Below are 20,274 nucleotides of genomic sequence, written 5' to 3'. Positions count from 1 at the left end.
GCGATGCGTCTCCCTACATTAAAAAAAACTTCTTAGAAAATAGCTTTCTGCTTTATAAAGAATATGTACTTAGCACCCCTATTAACTTACTGTCGTTGCGCCCAATTGCGCAGGCTGGTTATAGCTTCGTAAAGCACACCGGCCTCTCCCCTAAAATCTCCCGAGCCTTTTGGTTCTCCTGTTTTAACATCGTACCATTCAAAGAAACCCTTGTTTTTCAGCACGCGGTCAATCATCGGGCTTAGTTCTTTATAAGCTTCGCCTGCCATATTATTCTCAATTAAAGGGGCAATCATCCGCCCGCCAAACCACGTCCAGTCGCCGCCATTCTGATAGGTGAAGGGTGGCATATTCGGAAATTCTTTAAGAGGGTAAGGAGGATAAACCGTAAGGCCGATAGTAGCATGCTTTTCACATGATGCTGCTTTCAAAAACTGGTTGTTTATAGCAACGATTTCCTTTTGGGTATTTAAGCCCGCTTTTATGGCACATATGGTACCGCCAAGATAAAGGATTTGCTTTTCATTAAATGAAGGCGAAAAAGGTGAACCATCAAGGTAGATATGGGGTATATATTTGCCGGCTTTTGCATCCCATAAATGATTGCGGACCTTGATTTTCATTCCGATAGCTATATCTCCCCAATACCGGGATGCTTTGTAACCGGTGGGCCTCATCCCCAAAAAATCATGTATCGCCATTAAAAACATGGCATTATCATAAATATCAATTGCCCATTTTGTTTTATCGTTGATAACCACACCCCAGCCATGCTGGGTTTGCACATCGCCCCAATCAACCGTGGTGGCGCCGGTAATCAAACCATACTTAACCGACCAGCGATTTTTCAGAACGTAGTTCATCGCATCTTCCATACGCTGCATTACGGTTCGGCCGCCGATGGTATCCGTCAAAATACTTTTATCGCCGGTGATATCGATATATTTTTTTACCGCCTGGATCAATGACGATTCCTGGTCTGTTTCAACCGTATTTTTATGAATAGCCCAACCGGGCGCCAGCTCAGAATATAAGTACTGATAACCAACGTGAGCCTGATCGGTATGAATAGCGCCATCGGGAATGTTGCCATCTTTACCCTGGATTTTAAAAAACAGCAACAGCTTATCTTTTACTTCTTCCTTGCTGCGAGCACGCAATGAACCGGCTATAAACGTATTAAAATCACGGATCCAGATTTCGCCGTATGACGTGCCTGCGGTAAAGCCGGTTAGCAAACGCAGCGCACGTGCTTCAACCGTATCCAAACGGCTATCGGTCATGATCTGTTTTGCCAATTCCTTTTGAGATCCAGGACTTTGCGCCAACAGGATACCGGGAGTAGTAAGTGCTATTGAAAAGAGTAACGTTTTTAACAAGTTCATAAAAGGCAGTAAACGGGCAAATTTATAAGTAATTAACTGATTATTATCAACCAGCTGCGGCTTAGGCCAAAGGATAATCATGAGCACTTATCAAATTAAAACAATTAAACGGTATTTGTACTAACATTTATGTTCAACGCCCTGAGTTTAAGTAATCGATAAATTAAGATAAGCAATTGTGCACTTATTATACCATACAAGCTGTTATATTGTGCGTAGCAAAACATAAACACCTGCTTAAACTATGTAAATACATAATTAAGCTTTTTGTTATCTTTACCGGCACTTATCTCTCATTAAGGTTAGTAAAGTAACTATGAAATTAGCTATCGACCACAAAAGCCCCATCCCCCTGCATATACAGGCCGAACAACTGCTGCGCGAGCTGATCAAAGATCCTGCTTACCAGGCAGGTAAATTATTGCCCAATGAGGTTGAGCTGGCCAAAAAACTGGCTATATCCCGCACAACGCTGCGCCAGGCTATCAATAAACTGGTTTATGAAGAACTGCTGATCCGCAAAAAAGGCTTTGGTACCAAAGTTGCCCACTCAAGGATCAGCTCAAAATCAATGAACTGGCTTAGCTTTTCGCAGGAAATGAAAGCGAGGGGCATTAACGTAAAAAACTACGAATTGCATGTAAGCTGGGTATTCCCGGATGAAAGTACCGCCAGCTTTTTTGATATCGGCACAGATAAAAAAATTGTAAAAATGGAAAGGCTCAGGGGCAGCAGCGATAGTCCCTTTGTTTATTTCATATCCTATTTTCACCCGCGGATAGGACTTACCGGCGAGGAAGATTTTAAACGCCCGCTTTACGAAATGTTAGAGGACGAATATTCGACCATAGCCAACCTGTCTAAAGAGGAGATCAGTGCACTTGAAGCCAATAAATTCATAGCCGGAAAGCTTGAAATTGAAACCGGCAGCCCGGTATTATTCAGAAAAAGATTTGTTTATGACCAGGGAGAACGCCCTATGGAATACAACCTTGGTTATTACAAAGCCGAAAGCTTCGTATACACCGTTGAAAGCCGCAGGACTTAAACCTGAATGTCGGCATAGCTAATCTGTACCCACAAATTTTGATTTAATAAAAATGTCCTTTCGACGAACGCGTGCGTAAGGGAGCGATCGGGGTGAGGAGAAATCTTCTCCACCATGCCCCACTTTAGCGCTGCTTGTAGAAGATTTCTCCTCACCACCGACCCTCAGTCCCACCTAAGGTTCGGTCGAAATGACAAGCACTTTTGTTTAAGCAAAATGTTTAATAAGATGTAGTATACGGTAGCATCCGGAGGATTTCCCTAACTTAACGACATTGTCCTCCAAAGGATTTTTAAAATTTAACAGCATTGCTATACTAAGCCAACAGGAGATACGTTAGAGCTGTATTGTATTTTACAAAACCCCGGTGGTTTTAAAAGTATCGCAATTCGTTGCTAATTATCTATTAACTTATTGCCATTTATAAAAAAATACCAATAAAAGTAAAATTTCCATATTAAGATGACAATAAATGTAGAAATTACACGTATATTTGTTGCATCATGTAAATAGCTGACAGGCAGCGCCACCGGTTCGACCCCGGGTTTACAGCTCTTCTCATAATTTAGGTTTATAATTGGTTAGAACGCATTCCTGCCCATCAGGAGTGCTTCTTTTTTTATAGCCTTTTTTGGAAGCTGAAAGGGGAATGCTTAAAGCTAAAAGCAGTCAATCAATCTGCATAATCAAAATAAAATTGAAAAGTATTAAAGTGAATTTGCGGTGGCCTGCGTAGTATTATGGTCGTGTTTAATATCCCGCACACATCTAAAGCCAACGTGGTTTGTTGCCGAGCGATATTCGCCCTTACCTCTTGAGCCTACCATGTAGCGTGTACAGTATTGATCAGTACACAAGAACGAGCCGCCTCTTTGAACCTTCTTTTTTTGCCCAGGCTCCTGCGGATCAAAAGAACTGGACGGGCCACCGGGATCGCGAGCGACACTATTAAGATTAAAACTATTATAATAATCATTACGGTACCAGTCTGCACACCATTCCCAGGCATTGCCGGCCATATCATATAAGCCATAGGCATTAGCTGGATATTTTTTTACCGGGCCAAGACCGGTTTCCCCATCTTCGGCATTATCACGATCGGGAAAAGAACCCTGGAATGTATTGGCCATCCAGTGCCCGTCCTGTTTCAATTGGTTGCCCCAGGGATACAACTCACCGGCTTTACCTCCCCTTGCGGCAAATTCCCATTCGGCCTCAGTTGGCAGGCGTTTACCGGCCCATTTGGCATAAGCGGCAGCATCCTCCCAGGCTACCTGTACAACCGGGTAATTTTCTTTGCCTCTTAAATCAGATCCCGGCCCAAGAGGGTGTTTCCAGTCGGCCCCTTTCTGGTACGACCACCATTGCGAAATATCATTTAACTGCACTTTATGATTTGGCGGGGTAAAAACAACCGATCCGGCAACGAGGTCTTCGGCCGGCACACCCGGAAATTCTTCTGCCGTAGGTTTCTGCTCGGCCACGGTTACATAGCCGGTGGCCTTTACAAATTTGGCAAACTGGGCGTTGGTTACCTCGGTTTTATCCATATAAAAACCATCAACAAATACCCGGTGAACAGGCCTCGCGTCGTCCATAGCTTCCATGCCGCCATCAGTTATGCCGGTTGGATTAACGCCTCCCATACTAAAAGTACCACCAGGAATCCAGGCCATATCTGCGTTGGTTTTATCTGCTGCTGCGTTAAGCACGTTGATTACAGTAGGCTTGAATGCTTCCCCACCCTGATGCATATATAAAATACTATCTTCCCTGATCATCCCGTTTTTGGTACAGGAGATGGCAGCTTTAATTTTAAAACCTGCTGTTGAAGCAGCGACAGGCCTTGAACTTGTACTATCAGAGCTGCTATTATCCTTATTACCCGAACTGCTACAGCTTTGAAAAACAAATGATGCTAAAAATATAGCAGGTATTGTCAGTAACGAGATTCCGGTAATATGTGTAAGCTTAATCTTCATCAAGTTCAAACTTAGTGATCTTTATGCAAAGCTATACAGGGGCATATGTAATATATCGTTTGCATTAAGAAATATCTACATAATTTACCTTCACAGCACTTTTTCATTCGCGGTTATTGCGATATTTTAAATATGTATTTCCTATCAGCATAACCAAACTACTTCCCAACCACAGCCAATAGCCAATTCTGTATTTTATAATAGTCGATGTTCCGCCGGCTTCATTTATCATTATCGATTTAAAAAACAAAAATGATAAAGCAAATAAAACGGCTATAGCACTCGCTAAAAAAGATTGGCGAGGTTTTTTAGTAAAATAGCCCCATGACACCCACAAAGCCGGATTAGCTAACCAGGACCAACCAACAGCCGAAGAAAAAAAGCCAAAAAAACCGGATAACAATATGGCTGCACCTTCGCCTTCTTCACCTTCTTCCGCCATCGTATCGAAACAGGGGAATATCAGCGCAGTTAAAAACAATAAGATGCTCAGATATTTAAAGACTTTTGTAACGTGTATGGTTCTTAACATTTTGTGACCGGTTAGGTGTTTAGCAAAAATTAGTTGTGAATAAACAGAAATGATTGCAGTTTATTATCCTGCATCTTTATTTCCTGATCGTCATTTGCAATAATAGGTTTAATAATAATGCAGGATTGTATCTAATCACTAAATATAATTAATATCGATGGGCAAGGTGGTACTTATATCACGTTTTTTATACTTTTATAAACCCTGTTACATCAAAATGCAACAGGCACAACATGAACCGAAAACGCTTCATATCCTCCTTAGTCACTGCCGGCGTGGCACTATCAACCCCGGGGGTATGGGCATCCGCATCTAAAAGTTCTTATAGTAAAACATATCACAAAATCCCTCCCTATTTAAAAACAGGCGATACCATAGGCATTATCAGTCCATCGGGATATATGAGTTTAACCGAGATAATGCCATCTGTACAACTTATACAAAACTGGGGCTTTAAAGTAGAGATTGGCGACAACACTGGCAAAAAGGATTTCATATACGGCGGAACAGATGAAGAGCGTGTGGCAGACTTACAGCAAATGCTGGATAACCCCAACATCAAAGCCGTTATGTGTGCAAGAGGTGGCTACGGATTAGTAAGGATCGTTGATCGGCTCGATTTTAGAAAGTTTAAGAAAAACCCCAAATGGATCGTCGGCTTCAGCGATATTACTGCCTTGCATTGCCATATTAACCGCAATTTTGGTATTGCTACCCTGCATTCAAAAATGTGCAACAGTTTCCCTAATGACTGGGCGAAGGCCGATGATATTCAGATAGCCACCATTCAATCCATCAGGCAGGCACTTATGGGTGAAAATATTGATTATTCGTCGCCGGCGGTTGCGCAAAACCGGCAGGGAACAGCCGAAGCTATTTTAACAGGCGGTAACCTGAGTTTGATCACAACGCTTTCGGGCACTCCTTCCGATCTGGATACAGATGGAAAAATCTTATTTGTTGAAGACACCCACGAATATCTCTACAATATCGACCGCATGTTCTGGAACCTGAAGCAAACCGGTAAGCTTTCGCACCTGGCCGGGTTAATTATAGGCGGCTTTCAACTAACGCCGGATATTGAAGGCGAAGAATTTGGCCGTACCATTTATGATATCGTTACCGAAAAAGTAAAAGACTATGACTACCCGGTTTGCTTTGATTTTCCGGTGGGACATCAAAAAAATAATTTCGCCCTTAAATGCGGGGTACAGCATGTACTTGAGGTTAGTACAGACGGGAGCACATTAAAAGCGGTTTAAAACTTTTTAAACCCTCATAACCAACTTTTTACCGTAAATACGATTACCTTCCATCAGCCGGTGGGCCTCTTGCACAGTTTCAACACTAAGGTTGCCGATAACATTTACAGCAGGTGCATCAATTTTATGGGTTTCAATTAGTTGAGCTAAATGATTGAGCGTATCTCCATACCATGTAAGATTATTTTCTATCGCAAATGCGTAGGCCGCAATATTGAGGATATTGGCCCCTTTGTCAAATAAAATTTCGCGGGTGACAGCGGTTCCTAAAAAAGTAACATCAACATAGTTTCCGTTCATTCTTAATACATCAGCCGTGGTTTCGGCTATTGTGCCTCCTACAAGGTCAACAGCATAATCAAACCGCTTACCATAGTTGGCTGTAATAAGCAGATGTTTTAAACCCGGTTGATTATAATTGACGATTTGCCCGGAGCCAAGGCCAAGACTTTGCAATGCGGCTATACTTTCCCCGCTACCTGCTGTAGCTACGATGTTTGAAACGCCATTTGCTTTTAACAATTTTATCAAAAACCTGCCCACGCCACCGGCAGCGCCGTTAATAAAAATGCTGTCGTGCGCTTCGGCCTGCATCCTGGTAAAACTATGCCAGGCCGTTAAACCCGACGATGGGATAGCGGCGGCTTCCTCAAAATTGATATGGCGAGGTTTGCGGCCAATCATCCGGTAATTTAACGCCATTAATTCGGCATAGCTTCCGTTTGATCCGCGACTACCGGCCAGGGCCATCACCTCATCGCCGGGCTTAAAACCGATAACATCCGGCCCCAACTGCAGCACTATTCCCGAGAGCTCACGCCCTAATATTGGCGAACGCATCAGCCTGCTTTCGCGCAGGCCCTGGCGCATCTGGTAATCAATAGGGTTAAAGGCAGCCGCTTTGATCTGTATCAGCACCTCGTCATTTTTAATTACAGGAGGATCCAGATGGCTTAAACTGAAGTTAGATACATCGCCAAAACCATTCAATTGTATTGCTTTCATAAATGCAGAGTTTTAAATTTGCTTGTGCTCCAAAACTAAATACCCTGCACGTAAATAACCCTTACTCCTTTAATTGGGAGCAACTCACAAAAAAGGGAGTACTTAATTATGATCAAGGAAAACTCGTCAAACGCCGTAAACAAAGCATTCCTGTACCGGTCGTGCCGGATAAACGGCGCAATTGATGCCATTTCGGGCCGGTGGAAAGCCCTTATTGTGATTCATATTTCGGAAGGGAACGATCGCTTCAGTTTACTCAAAGCAGCTATGCAGGGTATAACCGATCAAACATTGGGTAAACAACTGAAAGAGCTGGAAGCCTCCGGGCTGATCAGCAAAACTATCATCCCCGCTGTACCTGCACGGGTTGATTATACCTTAACCCCAAAAGGACAAGCGTTGCTGCCAATTTTGGCCAACCTATCCGAATGGAGTGATATGTAAGGTTGCCTTATTTCAGGTTTTCATCAAAATCAACAAACAGGTCGGCCTTGTCATTATCATAAATGCCGCCTGCTATGATGCTTTGCCCGGTTGTTCCGGGATTATTGCCATGCCCCAATGGCCATGAGCCTTTTGAATTGGTAACACCAAAACCGGCATATGAAGCTGCCTGTAATGCAAAATCGGTACAGTTATTTTTTGATAGATGGTACTCCAGACCATCATACTGCTGAGTAAGCTTCAGTATCCTTTTAAAACGGCGTTCGGTTATAAACTTGCCCATCACTTCATCCCATTTGTGCGCCTCGTCATTTTTGAACGTGCCCGAAGTTTCCGGTTCCCATGGCGTAGCCGAAAATATATTGTCTTTTTTGGGATAGAATCCGAATGAAACAGAAACCGTAGTTGAATCGGTATTATACTTGATGAGCGTTATAAAAGTATGCCCGGTATTAGCCCGTACAAATACGGTAGGCTTACCTGGTTTAGGTTGTTTTACGTGAAACAGCAAGGCGTAAGCAGCCGCTTTTTTGCCATCATTAAAAGTATTGAGGATCCGGTTGTAAGTAATTGATTTGCTTTTCTTCTCCTTTTTATCCTTCAGCCGCACCGGGCTGTTTACAAATACCGAATCATCATTTGCGTTGATGGTCAACAAGCCGCTGTTTAAATGTAATTGCCGGCCGGCAGTATCTGTATTTAGCGAATCCGCAGCAGCAGGGGCACCTTCTTTTTTGGATACCATCGCCCTGAAAAAACATTTCATAGCAAGGGGGTACAAATGCAGCTTTGCAAACACATTGGCAAGCTTATAGTATGATTTAACCCTGGCCTGGTTATAATTACCTTCGCCGGTATTACCTGCCGATAACTCTTTCAAATAGCCCAATACCTTTTTGCGGCCGGCGTGGGTATCCAGTTCGCTTTCCAGGTCCGTCTCAAAAACCGCATCGGCTTTAATAATAGGTTTGTTTGATACCCCGGTAAGCAATTTGGCCGAATAACTATCATCAATGATGCTATGTGCAGCCGTATCGGGCAGCAGGTTAAGCTTATACCGTACCGATGCCGATAGCTGAGCGGATGCCGGGATTACACACAACACAGTACCAATGGTTACAAAGGCGCTGAATAAATATTTTATACGATAAGCGGTCATGACCAATTTTTAAACTTGTGATAATTGTGCTACAGATATAATAACAAAGGGGGACGCGGTTACTAATTACCGGCAACAACAATAGCCTGGGTGGCTATAGTTTAAAAAACGAAAACGGGGCGGATTAGTTTTCATATCAGTACAAACGTAATAACATTTTAAATAGTCTACAAGTTTAGTAGATTATTTTTATTTAAACTTGCACCTTCGATATTTCACAAAAAACAATGGATCAATACGCATTAGTTACGGGGGCCGGTAAAGGCATTGGACGGGCAATGGCCATATTGCTGGCGCAAAAAAGTTATAACCTCCTGCTGGTTTCGCGGTCGGAAAATGATCTCATTGCCCTGTCTGCCCAAATAAAAACCGACTATCATGTGAAGGCTGATTATCTCGCGACTGATCTTTCGGGCGCGGGTGCCGCCCTTCGGATCTTCGACTGGGCTAAAAGCTTAAATGTACCCATATCGATATTAATAAATAATGCGGGGCACGGTGTGTGGGGAAATTTCGATGAATTGGATCTGGCCCCGCAAACCGGCATGATGCAGGTTAACATGAATGCGCTTACCGAACTTTCCTATCATTTTATCCCGCTTTTAAAATTACAACAACAGGCGTTTATCCTCAACGTATCCAGTACCGCGGCTTACCAGGCTGTACCTACCCTGGCGATTTATGCGGCAACTAAAGCGTTTGTTTTATCATTTAGCCGGGCTTTGAGATATGAACTTAAGGATACCAATATTTCGGTAAGCTGTATTTGCCCCGGCCCTACTGATACCGGTTTTGCACACAGTGCCGGTATGGATGCCCTGGCCGAACTCGCCGCAAAATTCAATATGCAGCCCGGGGAGGTTGCAGTAATTGGTATAAAAGGCATGTTCAATAAAAAAGCCGAAATAGTCCCCGGATTTTTAAACAAGCTCTCGGCTGTAGCAGCAACGCATGGCCCTAAACGCCTGATTGAAAAGGTAACCGCCGGACTTTACAAGCGTTAAAAAATATTTTCATAAATATTTGGAGTGATTAACAATTTGTTTACATTTGCATTAATCTACTAAAAAGATAGATTTAATATACATTGAACAATACGCACAACATATTATTTGCATGCCCAATGCGAATGCCCTTGATAACAAGGGTCATGTGCAGCTGTTGTTGTTAATTTCCCTTAAAAAGGACCATCTCCTTTCCTAAAACCGCTCCGGCGGCATCAAGCGTTTACAATTTCACTTTCCAGGTACTTTAATATCATTTCCACCACATGGCAACGTCATATCAAAAATTCACATTAGGCTCAGCAATTACGCCCGAACAACAAGCTTTTTTCAATCAGCACGGCTTTATCCATTTTAAAAATTTCATTAAGCCCGAAACTGTTACCGACATTATCAATGCATCAAAACAGGTTGAAAACACCTGGATCAGCAATAAAACCGAAAAGGTGAATGGCGTGCCGATCAAATATGGTAAAGACCTTGATGGCTCGCCTATTGTACAGCGCTTTGCTTTTATTAATCAGCATAATAGTTTGTTAGATGAATTTACCAAAGATCCGCGTTTCCAGGTGCTGCTTAACCTGATTGGTGAAGGCTCACGGCTGGGAACAGATGAAAAGGACGGAATGGTTTTTAACCACTACGTAAACGGCCCCGAAAGCAGCTTCACTAAAATGGGCTGGCATACGGATGGCCTGCGCGATATTTTTCATGGCCAAAAGTTAAACCCGATGCTTAATGTTGGCATCCATTTAAGTACCCTGAAACCGGAGAACGGCGGTTTACGCATCCTGCCCGGTACACATAAACAAAACCTTTACCAGATGCTTTTCCGTAAAAAGTATTTCCTTGATCATGATACCGACGAAAATGAAGTAGCTATTATCCCAACAGCCGGCGACCTGACCATACATGATGGCCGCCTTTGGCACCGGGTAGCCCAGTCAACCGTTATTGGTGAGGAAAGCCGCCGCAGGGTAATATATATCCCCATTATTGCCGGTAAATACGAGCCCAAACACGCCGACAGCCCTACCGCCTTTTATCAACGTTTTGCAAGTATTGTTAAGTAAAAATTTATGTTAATTGCCTTATTCATCAGCTATCTCATCCGCACCGGGAAAATTGCAGCCCTGAAAAGTTTCTTTACGGAGCGGGCACTGGTTAAAGTCCCTGTAAAATAAAACTATGTCATTGCGAGGAGGTACAGCCTGTCCCGAATTTATTTCGGGAACGAAGCAATCTTGTAGCTATGCACATCGGACATGCATTTGCTACCAGATTGCTTCGCTTATAATGGCATAATTGTAAGTTATTGATTATTAAATATATCTTTCTGATCTATTTTATAACATAGGCGTTGCCTGCGGCCCGGGCTTTCCGTTACAAGTCCTCGCCTTTCCTACCCGCAACTCTTACACACGCTGTGGGCTTTTCACTGCAATCCCTAACGCGGCCCCCACACAACATCCCTAAAATATATTTTTTCTACGTCATTACGATTTTTTCCAGGCTTCCCTGGTGGATACTCGCAATGACTTACTGTATTACCCGCCGCCGGGCGGCGGCGTAGGTTTTAGGTTTTTACTTCAACCAAACCGTTTGTGTATAAGCACCATCAACGGCGGCATCCCAAACTTCAAGTCGAGCCCATTTGCGGCCTTTCATGTTCAACACTTTGCTGAATGTTTTTGTGCCAAAAGCCTGGGTTGAGGTAAGATCAATGCGCTCACGATAAACCTGTTTGCCATCGCCCGAAATGATCTCAGCAAAATTTAACGGGAATGTCCAGCTGGTTTTAAAGCTGATGGTACATTTTCCGTCGGCCGGGATGGCTATGGTCTCGCCGGATGAATGGCCATTTATTGTAAAATCCTCAATTAAAACTTCACCTGTGGTTGAAAAGAATTTGCCTTGTTCCAGCACATTAAGCGCAGGCTGCCAGCCATTTTTATATTCAGGCTGTTGGGTAAGTTTCAGGTAGTTTACATTGAGGTGCGCGTACATTTCATTTTCGGGCTCGATGCTGAACAGGTCGGCTTCAGAGAGTACTTTCTTTTTCAGTCCCCAGTTGTTCATATCATCCATCAGATCGAAAACACGTTTGCCCAAACGAGGTTCAGACAAATCAGCAGGCAAAGCTTTCCAGGCGGCTCCCAAAAACCTGTCCGACAGGTAAAAACCTTCTTTCTTATAAGCATCCGGGAAACCGGTAGAACCTTTAGTACGGGCATGCGCTGTCCAGGCCAGGCCTTTTTCGGCTTTAAGCAGGTTTAACATATCGGCTTTATCGCCTATATGATAAACTTTACCATGTTCAGCATCGGTACTTTCAAAAGGCGTACCCGCCTTACGCGACATGATCCAGTAAACCTGCTTCGGAAAAAATGCCAGCCAATGACCGCCGAAAAACTCATTAGGTTCCTCGCCGGGCAGCAGCAAAAAGTTTTTATCAGATAAACGGTTACATTGATCAAACAGTGCTTGAAGTTCTTTAAGTCGTTGTTCATCCGGTCCTTTAGGATGGGCGGTATAATGAAACTCGGCCAGGTGAACAATATTAATCCCCCGGCGCTTTAAAACTTTCACAAACGATGGACTATCAGGAACCGGCTTGCCCGCAAGCACCACACTCATGATAAACTCGTTATGAAAATGGCTTGCCATGGTTTTGTAACCGGGAAGTGGCTTATAGCTATCATTATGGGTAAATTGCTTTACATTATTCAGCAAAGCGTCTGCTCCGTCGGTTCCCAGCAGGCAAAAAAAGTTGAGTCGTTGTTTGGTTCCCGGGGGCGCGTTAAACCAGGGTACGAAACGCTTATCCCCTTGTAATTCCTGCCGAACGCCAAGGCCAAAGCCCGGAAGCAGGTTACGGTAATTGTTACCGTACCATACAAATTTGAGATTAAAAGCTTCATCCAAAGGATAAAAATACTGGTGCGGTGCCGGAAACACGGCTATGCTGCCTTTATCATTTGTACCGATGATGGCACGATATTTTACAGCAAGATTTTTAGCAGTATCCGGTTTACTGATATCATCGATTTGCAGGTGTTCATAAACATCACTATAGCTCACTGCTTTAACCGGTTGGGCTTTAGCGACCAAACCCGCATCATACAAAATAGCCGTCGAATCAATTTGGGTTGATACAACTGCTGCTACGTTAAATAAAGGCTGCCCGTTGTAAAGTGTAATTTCCAGATCGCCTTTAAAATTAGGGGCTTCCACTCCCGGCAAGGTAATTATTGTACGTGAGCCTTTGCTGCTTACGCTGATGGATTTTTTATGAAAATCTACCCTATAAGAGTGGTGTGGTTTCAGCGGTACCTTATCAAAAAAGATATTCCAGCCGTTTTGGGAGATAAGATCACGCTTACCTTCTGTAAGGATAAATTGTGGATCAACATTTTCAATCACCGGCTTGTAAACCCCGGCTTTACTTAACTGAACGCTGCTAAATAGCGGCTCGTCATTTTTTAAGTTTAAAACAAGCCTACCGTTACTATTTGCTCCCGCAGGCCATGTTACCGTAACGTTTGAAGTATTTGCCTTTACGCTTACACCGGCAGCCGGTTTAAAATCTTTATCACCCGCCACCTGTGCCTCTGACTTAAAAAAAACCAGTGACAGCAATCCGCAAAGAACAAGATGTTTTATTTGATAAACCATATCGTTTATTATTTAGTTACTACCGGCCAACCGTTTTGATACTTAACAGGGTTGATGCACATCACCCTGCCCTTTTCTTTATGGGCTATTTCGATAGCATGATAGGCTATAAATTTATTTCCCTTTTCATCAGTAAAAATAGAATTGTGGCCAGGAGCTGTATAAACCGCATCTTTTATTAAAATAGCACTATTGAGGGTTTTATCGCTTTCACCTAATCGTACAAACGGACCGAGCGGATTATCGGCCTTAGCTATCATTACAGCATAATTGGCTCCCACTCCGCAACAGTTATCACCCGAGTAATACAGGTAATAGGTACCGTTATCATAATCAAGCCATGAGCCTTCAACCAAATTGCTGTAGCTTTTATCCTTGCCCGGCTCAACTACCACTGTTGGCTGAGAGCCCTCTTTAAAGTCCGACCAGTCATCTTTCATTTCCTGTACCCGTAATGGCTGAAAATCCGATCCCCAATAAAGGAAATGTTTGCCGGTTTTTGGATCAACAAAGGCCTTAGGATCTATGCAGCGAAAGCCCGGGCCTTTCATAAATGGTGCTCCTCTATCAGTGAATGGACCAAGCGGGCTATCCGCATAAGCTATGCCCATCCATTTGCCGGTCAACTCGTTTGGATCGGCAGAAAAGAACATGACAAATTTGTTGAGTTTAGCATCGAAGAAAACATCCGGCGCCCAAAAGTTTTGCGTATTGGAAGCCCATGACGGTTTTTGAGGCAAAGCGTCACCGGCGTAGGTCCAGTGCTCATGATCAGTTGACCAGGCCACCTGGATATTGATCATTTTCCCGTCACCTCCCGGCGATTGGGTTGCGTACGCGTAATACTTACCGTTATAACTGATCACCGTAGGATCGGGAAAATCCCTGTCAAGCACAACATGAATAAGACCGCTATAAGGCGCTGCCTGCTTGGTTAGCCCAACTTGCTGTGCATGGCTGCGACAGACGGTCATTGTAACTAACAGAACCAGCACCAGGCAATTAAAAAACTTTTTCATAGGTGTAATTGGTTTAAGGGTAGTATTAGCGAGGAACAAGCCTTACGAAGTTTTAAAAACATCGTAAGGCTGTAATAAACATGCTTATCATATTTGACAAGCAGATTTATGTGATAGGTTGAACGCGGGAGACGCATGTGATGCGTCTCTACTTAAAACATCGGTTTCAGGATCCGAAAATCATCTGCACATTTGAAATCTGCACATCAAAAATTTATCTTCCGGTCAATTTCTTGATCAGGTTTGTTTCCTCAGGGATGTAGGCAGTACCATCCTTACGGAAAATATCATGGAACCACAGCTTAGGCTCTTTGCCATCGGGCATTGGGGTATCCCAGGCGTAAATGGTGTTGGTTTTGCCGCTTACAAAACCCCAGTTTATAGCGCCTACATTTTCTTTTTTAAGCATTGGTAATACGGTACCGAACAGACTGTTGCGCGGGCGGGCCATATATTCGGTACAAATCAACGGGCGACCATTCATTTTCAAAAACTGCACAGTTTTCAGGTGTTCAGCTTCAGGGGTATAGTCATGATAAGTAATAACGTCTGAGTTAGCTATCTGGAATTTGTTCAACTCTTCCAAATCCCAGCGCCATACGCCTGCACTAATTGGCTGGCTTGGGTTTACCTGCCTTGCCCATTTGAAAACGCTTTTTAACAACGGCAAAGTTTTGTTGCCTTTATCTGAGTTACCCGGTTCATTATACAAATCCCAAAGCAAAATGCGTTTATCATTGGCAAAACGCTTCAATACATCTTTCACATATTTTTCAAGCACAGGCGAATTTGCCGCGTTATCAGATGCCGGCTGGCCAGGATCCTGCATCCAGCCAGAGTTATGGATACCTGGTTTTGGCTCAGGTTGTTTACCTGCTTTAGGCACTTTGTTCCAGCAGTCATCAAAAAACACAAACATGGTTTTAACGCCGTGTTTACTTGAAATGGCCAGGTATTCGTCCATGCGTTTCTTGAAACCTTCAGGATCCTGCTCCCAGGCTAAATGGTGCAAAAATACACGCATTACATTCATGCCAATACCTTGAGCATAGCCTAATTCTCTATCTATTGTTTTCGGATCGAAAGTATCAGCCTGCCACATCTCCAACTGATTAATGGCCGTGCTCGGAATAAAATCTGCCCCAACCAGCCATTGCTGCTGCGCGTACCATGTTTTTGCCTTCGCCTCTGACCATACCTGAGCCGGCGCTTTCTGCTGCGCCATTACCCTCATCCCCAATGGCATTGCCAAAGCAAGGGCCAATACTTTTAATTTTGTTTGCATTTATCTGTATTTAATAGTTTAATTCCTGTTTTACCCGTGTGTCATTTCGACGAACGGGAGGGGTTATGAGCGAGGCGTGAGGAGAAATCTTATACACTGTGCTATAGCTCTGCGTACCGTATAAGATTTCTCTTTCGCCCCAACCCGCAGCCCCCACCGCTCTATCGAAATGACATTTTTATTTTTTCTTTTAGTCCTTCTTTACCACCCTCCCCTTTATCATCCAAATCTCAGTACCATTCCCAAACGCATTTGTTGATGTTAACGCAATTATGGTATCATCATTAAGCACACACAACGCATTCCATAACCCGTGTTTATTAAGCGGAATATTGAATGGCGTTGGTACACACGCAAAATCCTTAGCATCATTGTTACCCAAAGCTACCTGCATACAGGCCTGTTCCCAGTTATGGTTGCGGTTTTGGGTACTTTGGTATGACAGCACCGTTTCGCCGCTGTGCAGTTGCCTTAAATAAGGCGCACCTGCATAAACCGTATCCTGCAATTTAGGTATGAGCGCGTATGTACGTTCGGCATCATCGGAGCCTACTGTTTTTTGCCAGTTTTGACCGATACTGTTACGAATAACAGATGGCTTAAAAGTTGCTCCGGCGTTATCCTCTATCGAAAACGCGATCTCATTTTTCCCTTTCAGGAGGATGGGCACCGGCATGCCATCCCTATGGCCAGCCCTGAAAGACACTATTTCAGGCTGTTTTGTCCAGCTTAAGCCGTTATCCTTCGACCTAAATATGGAAATATTCTGCTCGTTTGATTTTGTGTAAACACCCTCGTTCGAAAAAAACAACTGGATCTCGCCCGATGGCAATTGAATCTGCGATGGTTCCCAGCAGCCATCATCAAAATTGTAGCGGGCTTCATAAACCAAACGTTCATCCGTCCAGGTTTTGCCTTTATCGTAACTTTTTTTGGTACAGATGGCAAATCGTTTAGTGGTATCCCAACCGCCGTTTACCTTATGCGGGCGTGGGTTGTATGACGCCAGTAACGAGTGGTCTTTCAGTTCCAATATCTCGGGCACTGCCATGTTCACTCCGGGCACCGGCTTTGCAATTACAACAGGTTGCTGCCAGCTTTTACCCAAATCGTTGCTTGTAATACATTCAATGCCCCCGGCGCTTTCATAAACACAAAACAGGCTGCCATTACTTAGCTGGACCATACGGGCGTAATTGCCGTTCTTGTTGCCCACCTGTTTTAAGGTGGTTTGATCCCAGGCAATGGTTTTGTTGTTAACGGCATTGTGTTGCCCCAGAACCATCACCGGGGCAAACACACCCATTAACCAAATGAATATCTGCCGCATAACCAATTATATTCTTTTTATTTCTGTCGATATTTTATTTGACGTCGGCCAGCCAGAAACTAAATGGCTTGTCCCTGTCGCACGCCAGCGTTTCGCCATTAAATTCTAATTCTGCTGCATGGATGGAGGTGCGCTTGGTTGTATAACTGTAAGCGCCATCGGCATCAAGCCCGCCATCTTCAAAATGCTTTTTACGGCCGGGATGGGTAAAGTAAATGATATAGGCATGGCCTTCACTCACTACCACATCGGCATGGGCCCCTGTTGGCGTATCCTCCGGCCGGTGACCTGGCTTATCCAGCACCAAACCCTGGTGCTCCCAGGTTTTAGCATCCTTTGAGCGGTAAACGCGCTGCCCCTGCCACTCGTCGGTGATCATCCAGTAATAATCTTTAAACCGGAAGATCTTTGGGCCTTCATGTGCGCGGCCTTCAATGGCGGGTTTATCGTCTGCTTTCCAGTTCACCAAATCATTACTTTCGGCGGTCATGGTGATGCTACCAAGCTTTTGATCCTTGTACCACATATGCCATTTACCATCGGGCAGTTTCATGAGTGTTGGGTCGATGATGTTATGATCGGGCAAATTTAGCTGCCCTTCATATTTCCAGTCCCACAGGTTTTTACTGGTATAATGTACCAGGTGCGAGTCGCCACCCCATTGACTGTACACTCCCGGGATATATACCACAAACATGTGATAAACGCCTTTGTCAAAAACCACATCGGGAGCCCAAAAAGTGTTTTGCCCGCGTTCATGCTCCAGGTTTAACGCACCGCGGTATACCCAGGTATGCCCATGATCCTTAGAGGTAGCCACGCCAATGGCAGTACCATAACAAAACGCTACTCCCGGCGATTGTACATTGGCCCGGCGCTGGGTATAAAGCATGGTCCACTCTTTTTCGGCTTTGTTATAAACCAATACCGGGTCGGCGGCGCCATCGTAAATAGGATCACGATAAAGCGGCGATGGCGGCTGGTTTTTAACCGCGGCATCCTGCGCTACGGCAGTAAAACCAGTCATCATCATTAAACCGCATAATATTCCTTTTATCATTCGTACGTTCATTATTCAGCAACCGGGAAAGCCGAAATCCTTAACCTTGCGCCGCCCATAGGTACCAATGTAAGCTCTTTAGCCGGCTCTTCTGTTTTTACAGGACTTTGTGGCAACACACCGCATAAGCCTGTTTCGTCAATCTTCCAACCTGGCAGCTGTTTACCTTTTGTTTTTAACTCAATCGGAGCATTAGCATTAGTGAACGGATTATTATCCTTTGGCCACGCGCGTTTAATAACCTCTATTGATTTTTCAGGGTGCTGTTCATCTATCAGCAAACCGTAGTTCCATGGCGATGCTGCGTAGATATTATAAGATGGCCATTTTTGAGGATCGGCGCCAGGCTGCCAATGCGAATCGCCCTGTGCATCTTTCAGGTTATCACCCTTGGTGTACTGCTCCTCAATTTTCAAAGAATAAGTAAGCGGACCGTAGCTAACACTTACGCTATTTTTGTTTTTAGCCCATTCCTTCACTTTCAATTGCATTGGCAATTGCAGGGTTATCTTATCGCCGTTTTTCCAGCTTTTTGCTAAACGGATATAATCGCCTGTTGAGGTATTTACATCTACAGCAACACCATTAACTTTTACCGAAGCACCTTTGCACCATTCAGGGATACGCAGGTAAAGCGGAAAATCGACCGTTTTTGGCGCAGTAACCGTAAAGTTGATCTGATCCTGGAATGGATAGTGGCTTGTTTCGGCAATGCTTACCGCGGTGCCATTACCAACTTTTGCGTTAACCTTACCTTCGGTGTAAAGCAATGCGGCTATACCGTTATCAGGGGTAGCCATCCAGCTGTTTTCGGCATAATATACCCAGCCTGCGGCGTGGTTATGCTGGCAGCAGCGGCTGCCGAAAGGGTTCATCATTAAAAACGGACCTTCATTGGCTATACCCGGATGGTGGTTTTTACCATCGCTCACCACCATGTTGGGTGCAGTTAAATAGCGCAAAGCACGATAATCGGGCATAAATGCAGCCGGGAAGGTATTGAAAGCAACATCTTCGCAGTTCTCGGCCCAGAAACGATCGCCGGTATTGCCTAATAGCATCTGATCGGATGTCATTTGCTCTACCAATCCGCAGGTTTCTACTGCCTGGCGCGGATCATCATAACCCTTACGTGCATTTTCATCGGCCCCAAACATACCACCAGGAACCTGGCCGTAAATATCACGGATCAGTTTAAAATTGTTGTAAGTTGCATCCAGATCTTTTTTATCATGGCTTTGCAGGTAATAAGTTGCCGGCTCGCGGAAACACTGCGCTACGTTAACATTATGCCAGTTGGGCAGGTTATTAGCCTGGCGCCAGTCGGCAGTGTTTTTATCAAGTTTGGTAGCCAGGTCAAGCAAAAACTTATCGCCGGTGCGGTTGTACAACCAGTAAACACTCAGCATGTTATCACCACCACGGCTGTTCTCCCAATAATCCTTCAAAAATTTACTGTCGGGTACAGATAGCTCATACTTAAAGTACTTGGTCATGAAAGGGATAACCCGCGGATCTTTGGTGTATTCGTAATATGATTGCAGGCACCACAACATTGGCATGTTAGTCCACAAATCGCGGTTACCATTATGTTCAACCGCCGGACCAAAATCCCCGTTATCGCGTTGATTATTCAATACAGCATCAATCCAGAATTTGGTTTCGGCAATCATTTTTTTATCCTTCAGCGTATAGGCTATATCAGCATAACCTTTTAGCCAATAAGGCAGTTCTTCCCAACCATATTCGCCTTTACCTTCTTTATTAAGCCAGGCATTATTTGTTTTTGAAAGCCATACGCTGATCTCACCCAAATTACCGGTTAAACCGTCGCGCTGCAGCTCCAGCATTTTCTTCAGCCAGCCGCCGGCTTCAATGCTACCGGTAGGCAGTTTGGCAAAATATTGTCGTTGCAGTGGGGCGCGGTTATTTACATAAAAAGCATTTGCACCTTTGTTATCAACGGTTGTAACCGTGGTTGCTTTCACGCCCTGAGCGTTCACCGTTGCAAAGCCTGCACATATCATCGCTACGGAAAGACAAACTTCCCTGCGCATTAATTTTATACTGTTTTTGATAGTCAT

16 protein-coding genes are annotated in these 20,274 nt (G+C 44.1%); 5 read left to right on the top strand and 11 right to left on the bottom strand.

What is annotated here, in order from left to right:
* Nucleotides 1-86 precede the first annotated feature (86 nt).
* Entirely contained in the window at nucleotides 87-1,466 is a 1,380-nt protein-coding gene (locus AC59JO_RS16765; RefSeq protein ID WP_497306603.1) for a glucosidase family protein, read from the bottom strand.
* Nucleotides 1,467-1,701: 235 nt separating this feature from the next.
* Here AC59JO_RS16765 and AC59JO_RS16760 point away from each other — a divergent pair, with 235 nt between their 5' ends.
* Nucleotides 1,702-2,433, top strand: a complete 732-nt coding sequence (locus tag AC59JO_RS16760) for a GntR family transcriptional regulator (RefSeq protein ID WP_413669602.1) — start codon at nucleotides 1,702-1,704, stop codon at nucleotides 2,431-2,433.
* 707 nt (nucleotides 2,434-3,140) lie between these two features.
* On the opposite strand, the gene AC59JO_RS16755 is transcribed toward AC59JO_RS16760, so the two are convergent.
* Both AC59JO_RS16755 and AC59JO_RS16750 read right to left on the bottom strand, forming a co-directional pair.
* Entirely contained in the window at nucleotides 3,141-4,415 is a 1,275-nt protein-coding gene (locus AC59JO_RS16755; RefSeq protein WP_497306601.1) for a formylglycine-generating enzyme family protein, read from the bottom strand.
* Between the two features lie 103 nt (nucleotides 4,416-4,518).
* The gene (locus tag AC59JO_RS16750; RefSeq protein WP_413669604.1) at nucleotides 4,519-4,947 is read right to left on the bottom strand and encodes a hypothetical protein; all 429 of its coding nucleotides are present in this window, start codon (nucleotides 4,945-4,947) and stop codon (nucleotides 4,519-4,521) included.
* A 233-nt stretch (nucleotides 4,948-5,180) separates the two neighbouring features.
* Between AC59JO_RS16750 and AC59JO_RS16745 the strand changes: the two genes are divergently transcribed.
* Nucleotides 5,181-6,209: a S66 peptidase family protein gene (locus AC59JO_RS16745; protein WP_497306599.1), complete on the top strand. Its 1,029-nt coding sequence runs from the start codon at nucleotides 5,181-5,183 to the stop codon at nucleotides 6,207-6,209.
* Nucleotides 6,210-6,215: 6 nt separating this feature from the next.
* Here the strand turns inward: AC59JO_RS16745 and AC59JO_RS16740 are convergent, their stop codons facing one another.
* Nucleotides 6,216-7,214, bottom strand: coding sequence for a quinone oxidoreductase family protein (locus tag AC59JO_RS16740; protein WP_413669606.1), 999 nt, complete (start codon nucleotides 7,212-7,214; stop codon nucleotides 6,216-6,218).
* A 108-nt stretch (nucleotides 7,215-7,322) separates the two neighbouring features.
* Between AC59JO_RS16740 and AC59JO_RS16735 the strand changes: the two genes are divergently transcribed.
* Entirely contained in the window at nucleotides 7,323-7,658 is a 336-nt protein-coding gene (locus AC59JO_RS16735; protein ID WP_497306597.1) for a winged helix-turn-helix transcriptional regulator, read from the top strand.
* A gap of 7 nt (nucleotides 7,659-7,665) precedes the next feature.
* Here the strand turns inward: AC59JO_RS16735 and AC59JO_RS16730 are convergent, their stop codons facing one another.
* A complete protein-coding gene (locus tag AC59JO_RS16730) occupies nucleotides 7,666-8,817 on the bottom strand; it encodes a C97 family peptidase (RefSeq protein WP_413669608.1) in 1,152 nt (383 codons plus the stop codon).
* A gap of 227 nt (nucleotides 8,818-9,044) precedes the next feature.
* On the opposite strand from AC59JO_RS16730, the gene AC59JO_RS16725 reads away from it, so the two are divergent.
* Together AC59JO_RS16725 and AC59JO_RS16720 are read left to right on the top strand one after the other, a co-directional pair.
* Nucleotides 9,045-9,821 carry an SDR family NAD(P)-dependent oxidoreductase gene (locus AC59JO_RS16725; protein ID WP_413669609.1) on the top strand — a complete coding sequence of 259 codons (777 nt, stop codon included), beginning with the start codon at nucleotides 9,045-9,047 and terminating at the stop codon, nucleotides 9,819-9,821.
* 266 nt (nucleotides 9,822-10,087) lie between these two features.
* Nucleotides 10,088-10,894 (top strand): phytanoyl-CoA dioxygenase family protein, encoded by an 807-nt coding sequence (locus AC59JO_RS16720; RefSeq protein ID WP_413669610.1) that lies wholly within the window; start codon nucleotides 10,088-10,090, stop codon nucleotides 10,892-10,894.
* Between the two features lie 511 nt (nucleotides 10,895-11,405).
* Here the strand turns inward: AC59JO_RS16720 and AC59JO_RS16715 are convergent.
* The 6 genes from AC59JO_RS16715 to AC59JO_RS16690 all read right to left on the bottom strand — a co-directional run bounded on the left by AC59JO_RS16715 (nucleotide 11,406) and on the right by AC59JO_RS16690 (nucleotide 20,274).
* Nucleotides 11,406-13,496 carry a CehA/McbA family metallohydrolase domain-containing protein gene (locus AC59JO_RS16715; protein ID WP_497306594.1) on the bottom strand — a complete coding sequence of 697 codons (2,091 nt, stop codon included), beginning with the start codon at nucleotides 13,494-13,496 and terminating at the stop codon, nucleotides 11,406-11,408.
* A gap of 8 nt (nucleotides 13,497-13,504) precedes the next feature.
* The gene (locus AC59JO_RS16710; protein ID WP_497306592.1) at nucleotides 13,505-14,515 is read right to left on the bottom strand and encodes a glycoside hydrolase family 43 protein; all 1,011 of its coding nucleotides are present in this window, start codon (nucleotides 14,513-14,515) and stop codon (nucleotides 13,505-13,507) included.
* Nucleotides 14,516-14,729: 214 nt separating this feature from the next.
* Complete coding sequence (locus AC59JO_RS16705) at nucleotides 14,730-15,800, bottom strand: cellulase family glycosylhydrolase (RefSeq protein ID WP_497306590.1); 1,071 nt, start codon at nucleotides 15,798-15,800, stop codon at nucleotides 14,730-14,732.
* A 190-nt stretch (nucleotides 15,801-15,990) separates the two neighbouring features.
* Nucleotides 15,991-17,130, bottom strand: coding sequence for a sialidase family protein (locus tag AC59JO_RS16700; protein WP_497306588.1), 1,140 nt, complete (start codon nucleotides 17,128-17,130; stop codon nucleotides 15,991-15,993).
* A gap of 34 nt (nucleotides 17,131-17,164) precedes the next feature.
* Entirely contained in the window at nucleotides 17,165-18,190 is a 1,026-nt protein-coding gene (locus tag AC59JO_RS16695) for a family 43 glycosylhydrolase (RefSeq protein WP_497306586.1), read from the bottom strand.
* An 11-nt stretch (nucleotides 18,191-18,201) separates the two neighbouring features.
* Complete coding sequence (locus tag AC59JO_RS16690) at nucleotides 18,202-20,274, bottom strand: beta-L-arabinofuranosidase domain-containing protein (protein ID WP_497306584.1); 2,073 nt, start codon at nucleotides 20,272-20,274, stop codon at nucleotides 18,202-18,204.

The sequence above is a fragment of the Mucilaginibacter sp. A5337 genome, assembly GCF_059690695.1.
The sequence above is the reverse complement of the archived record's forward strand: the minus strand, read 5'-3'. Positions and strand labels throughout refer to the sequence as shown.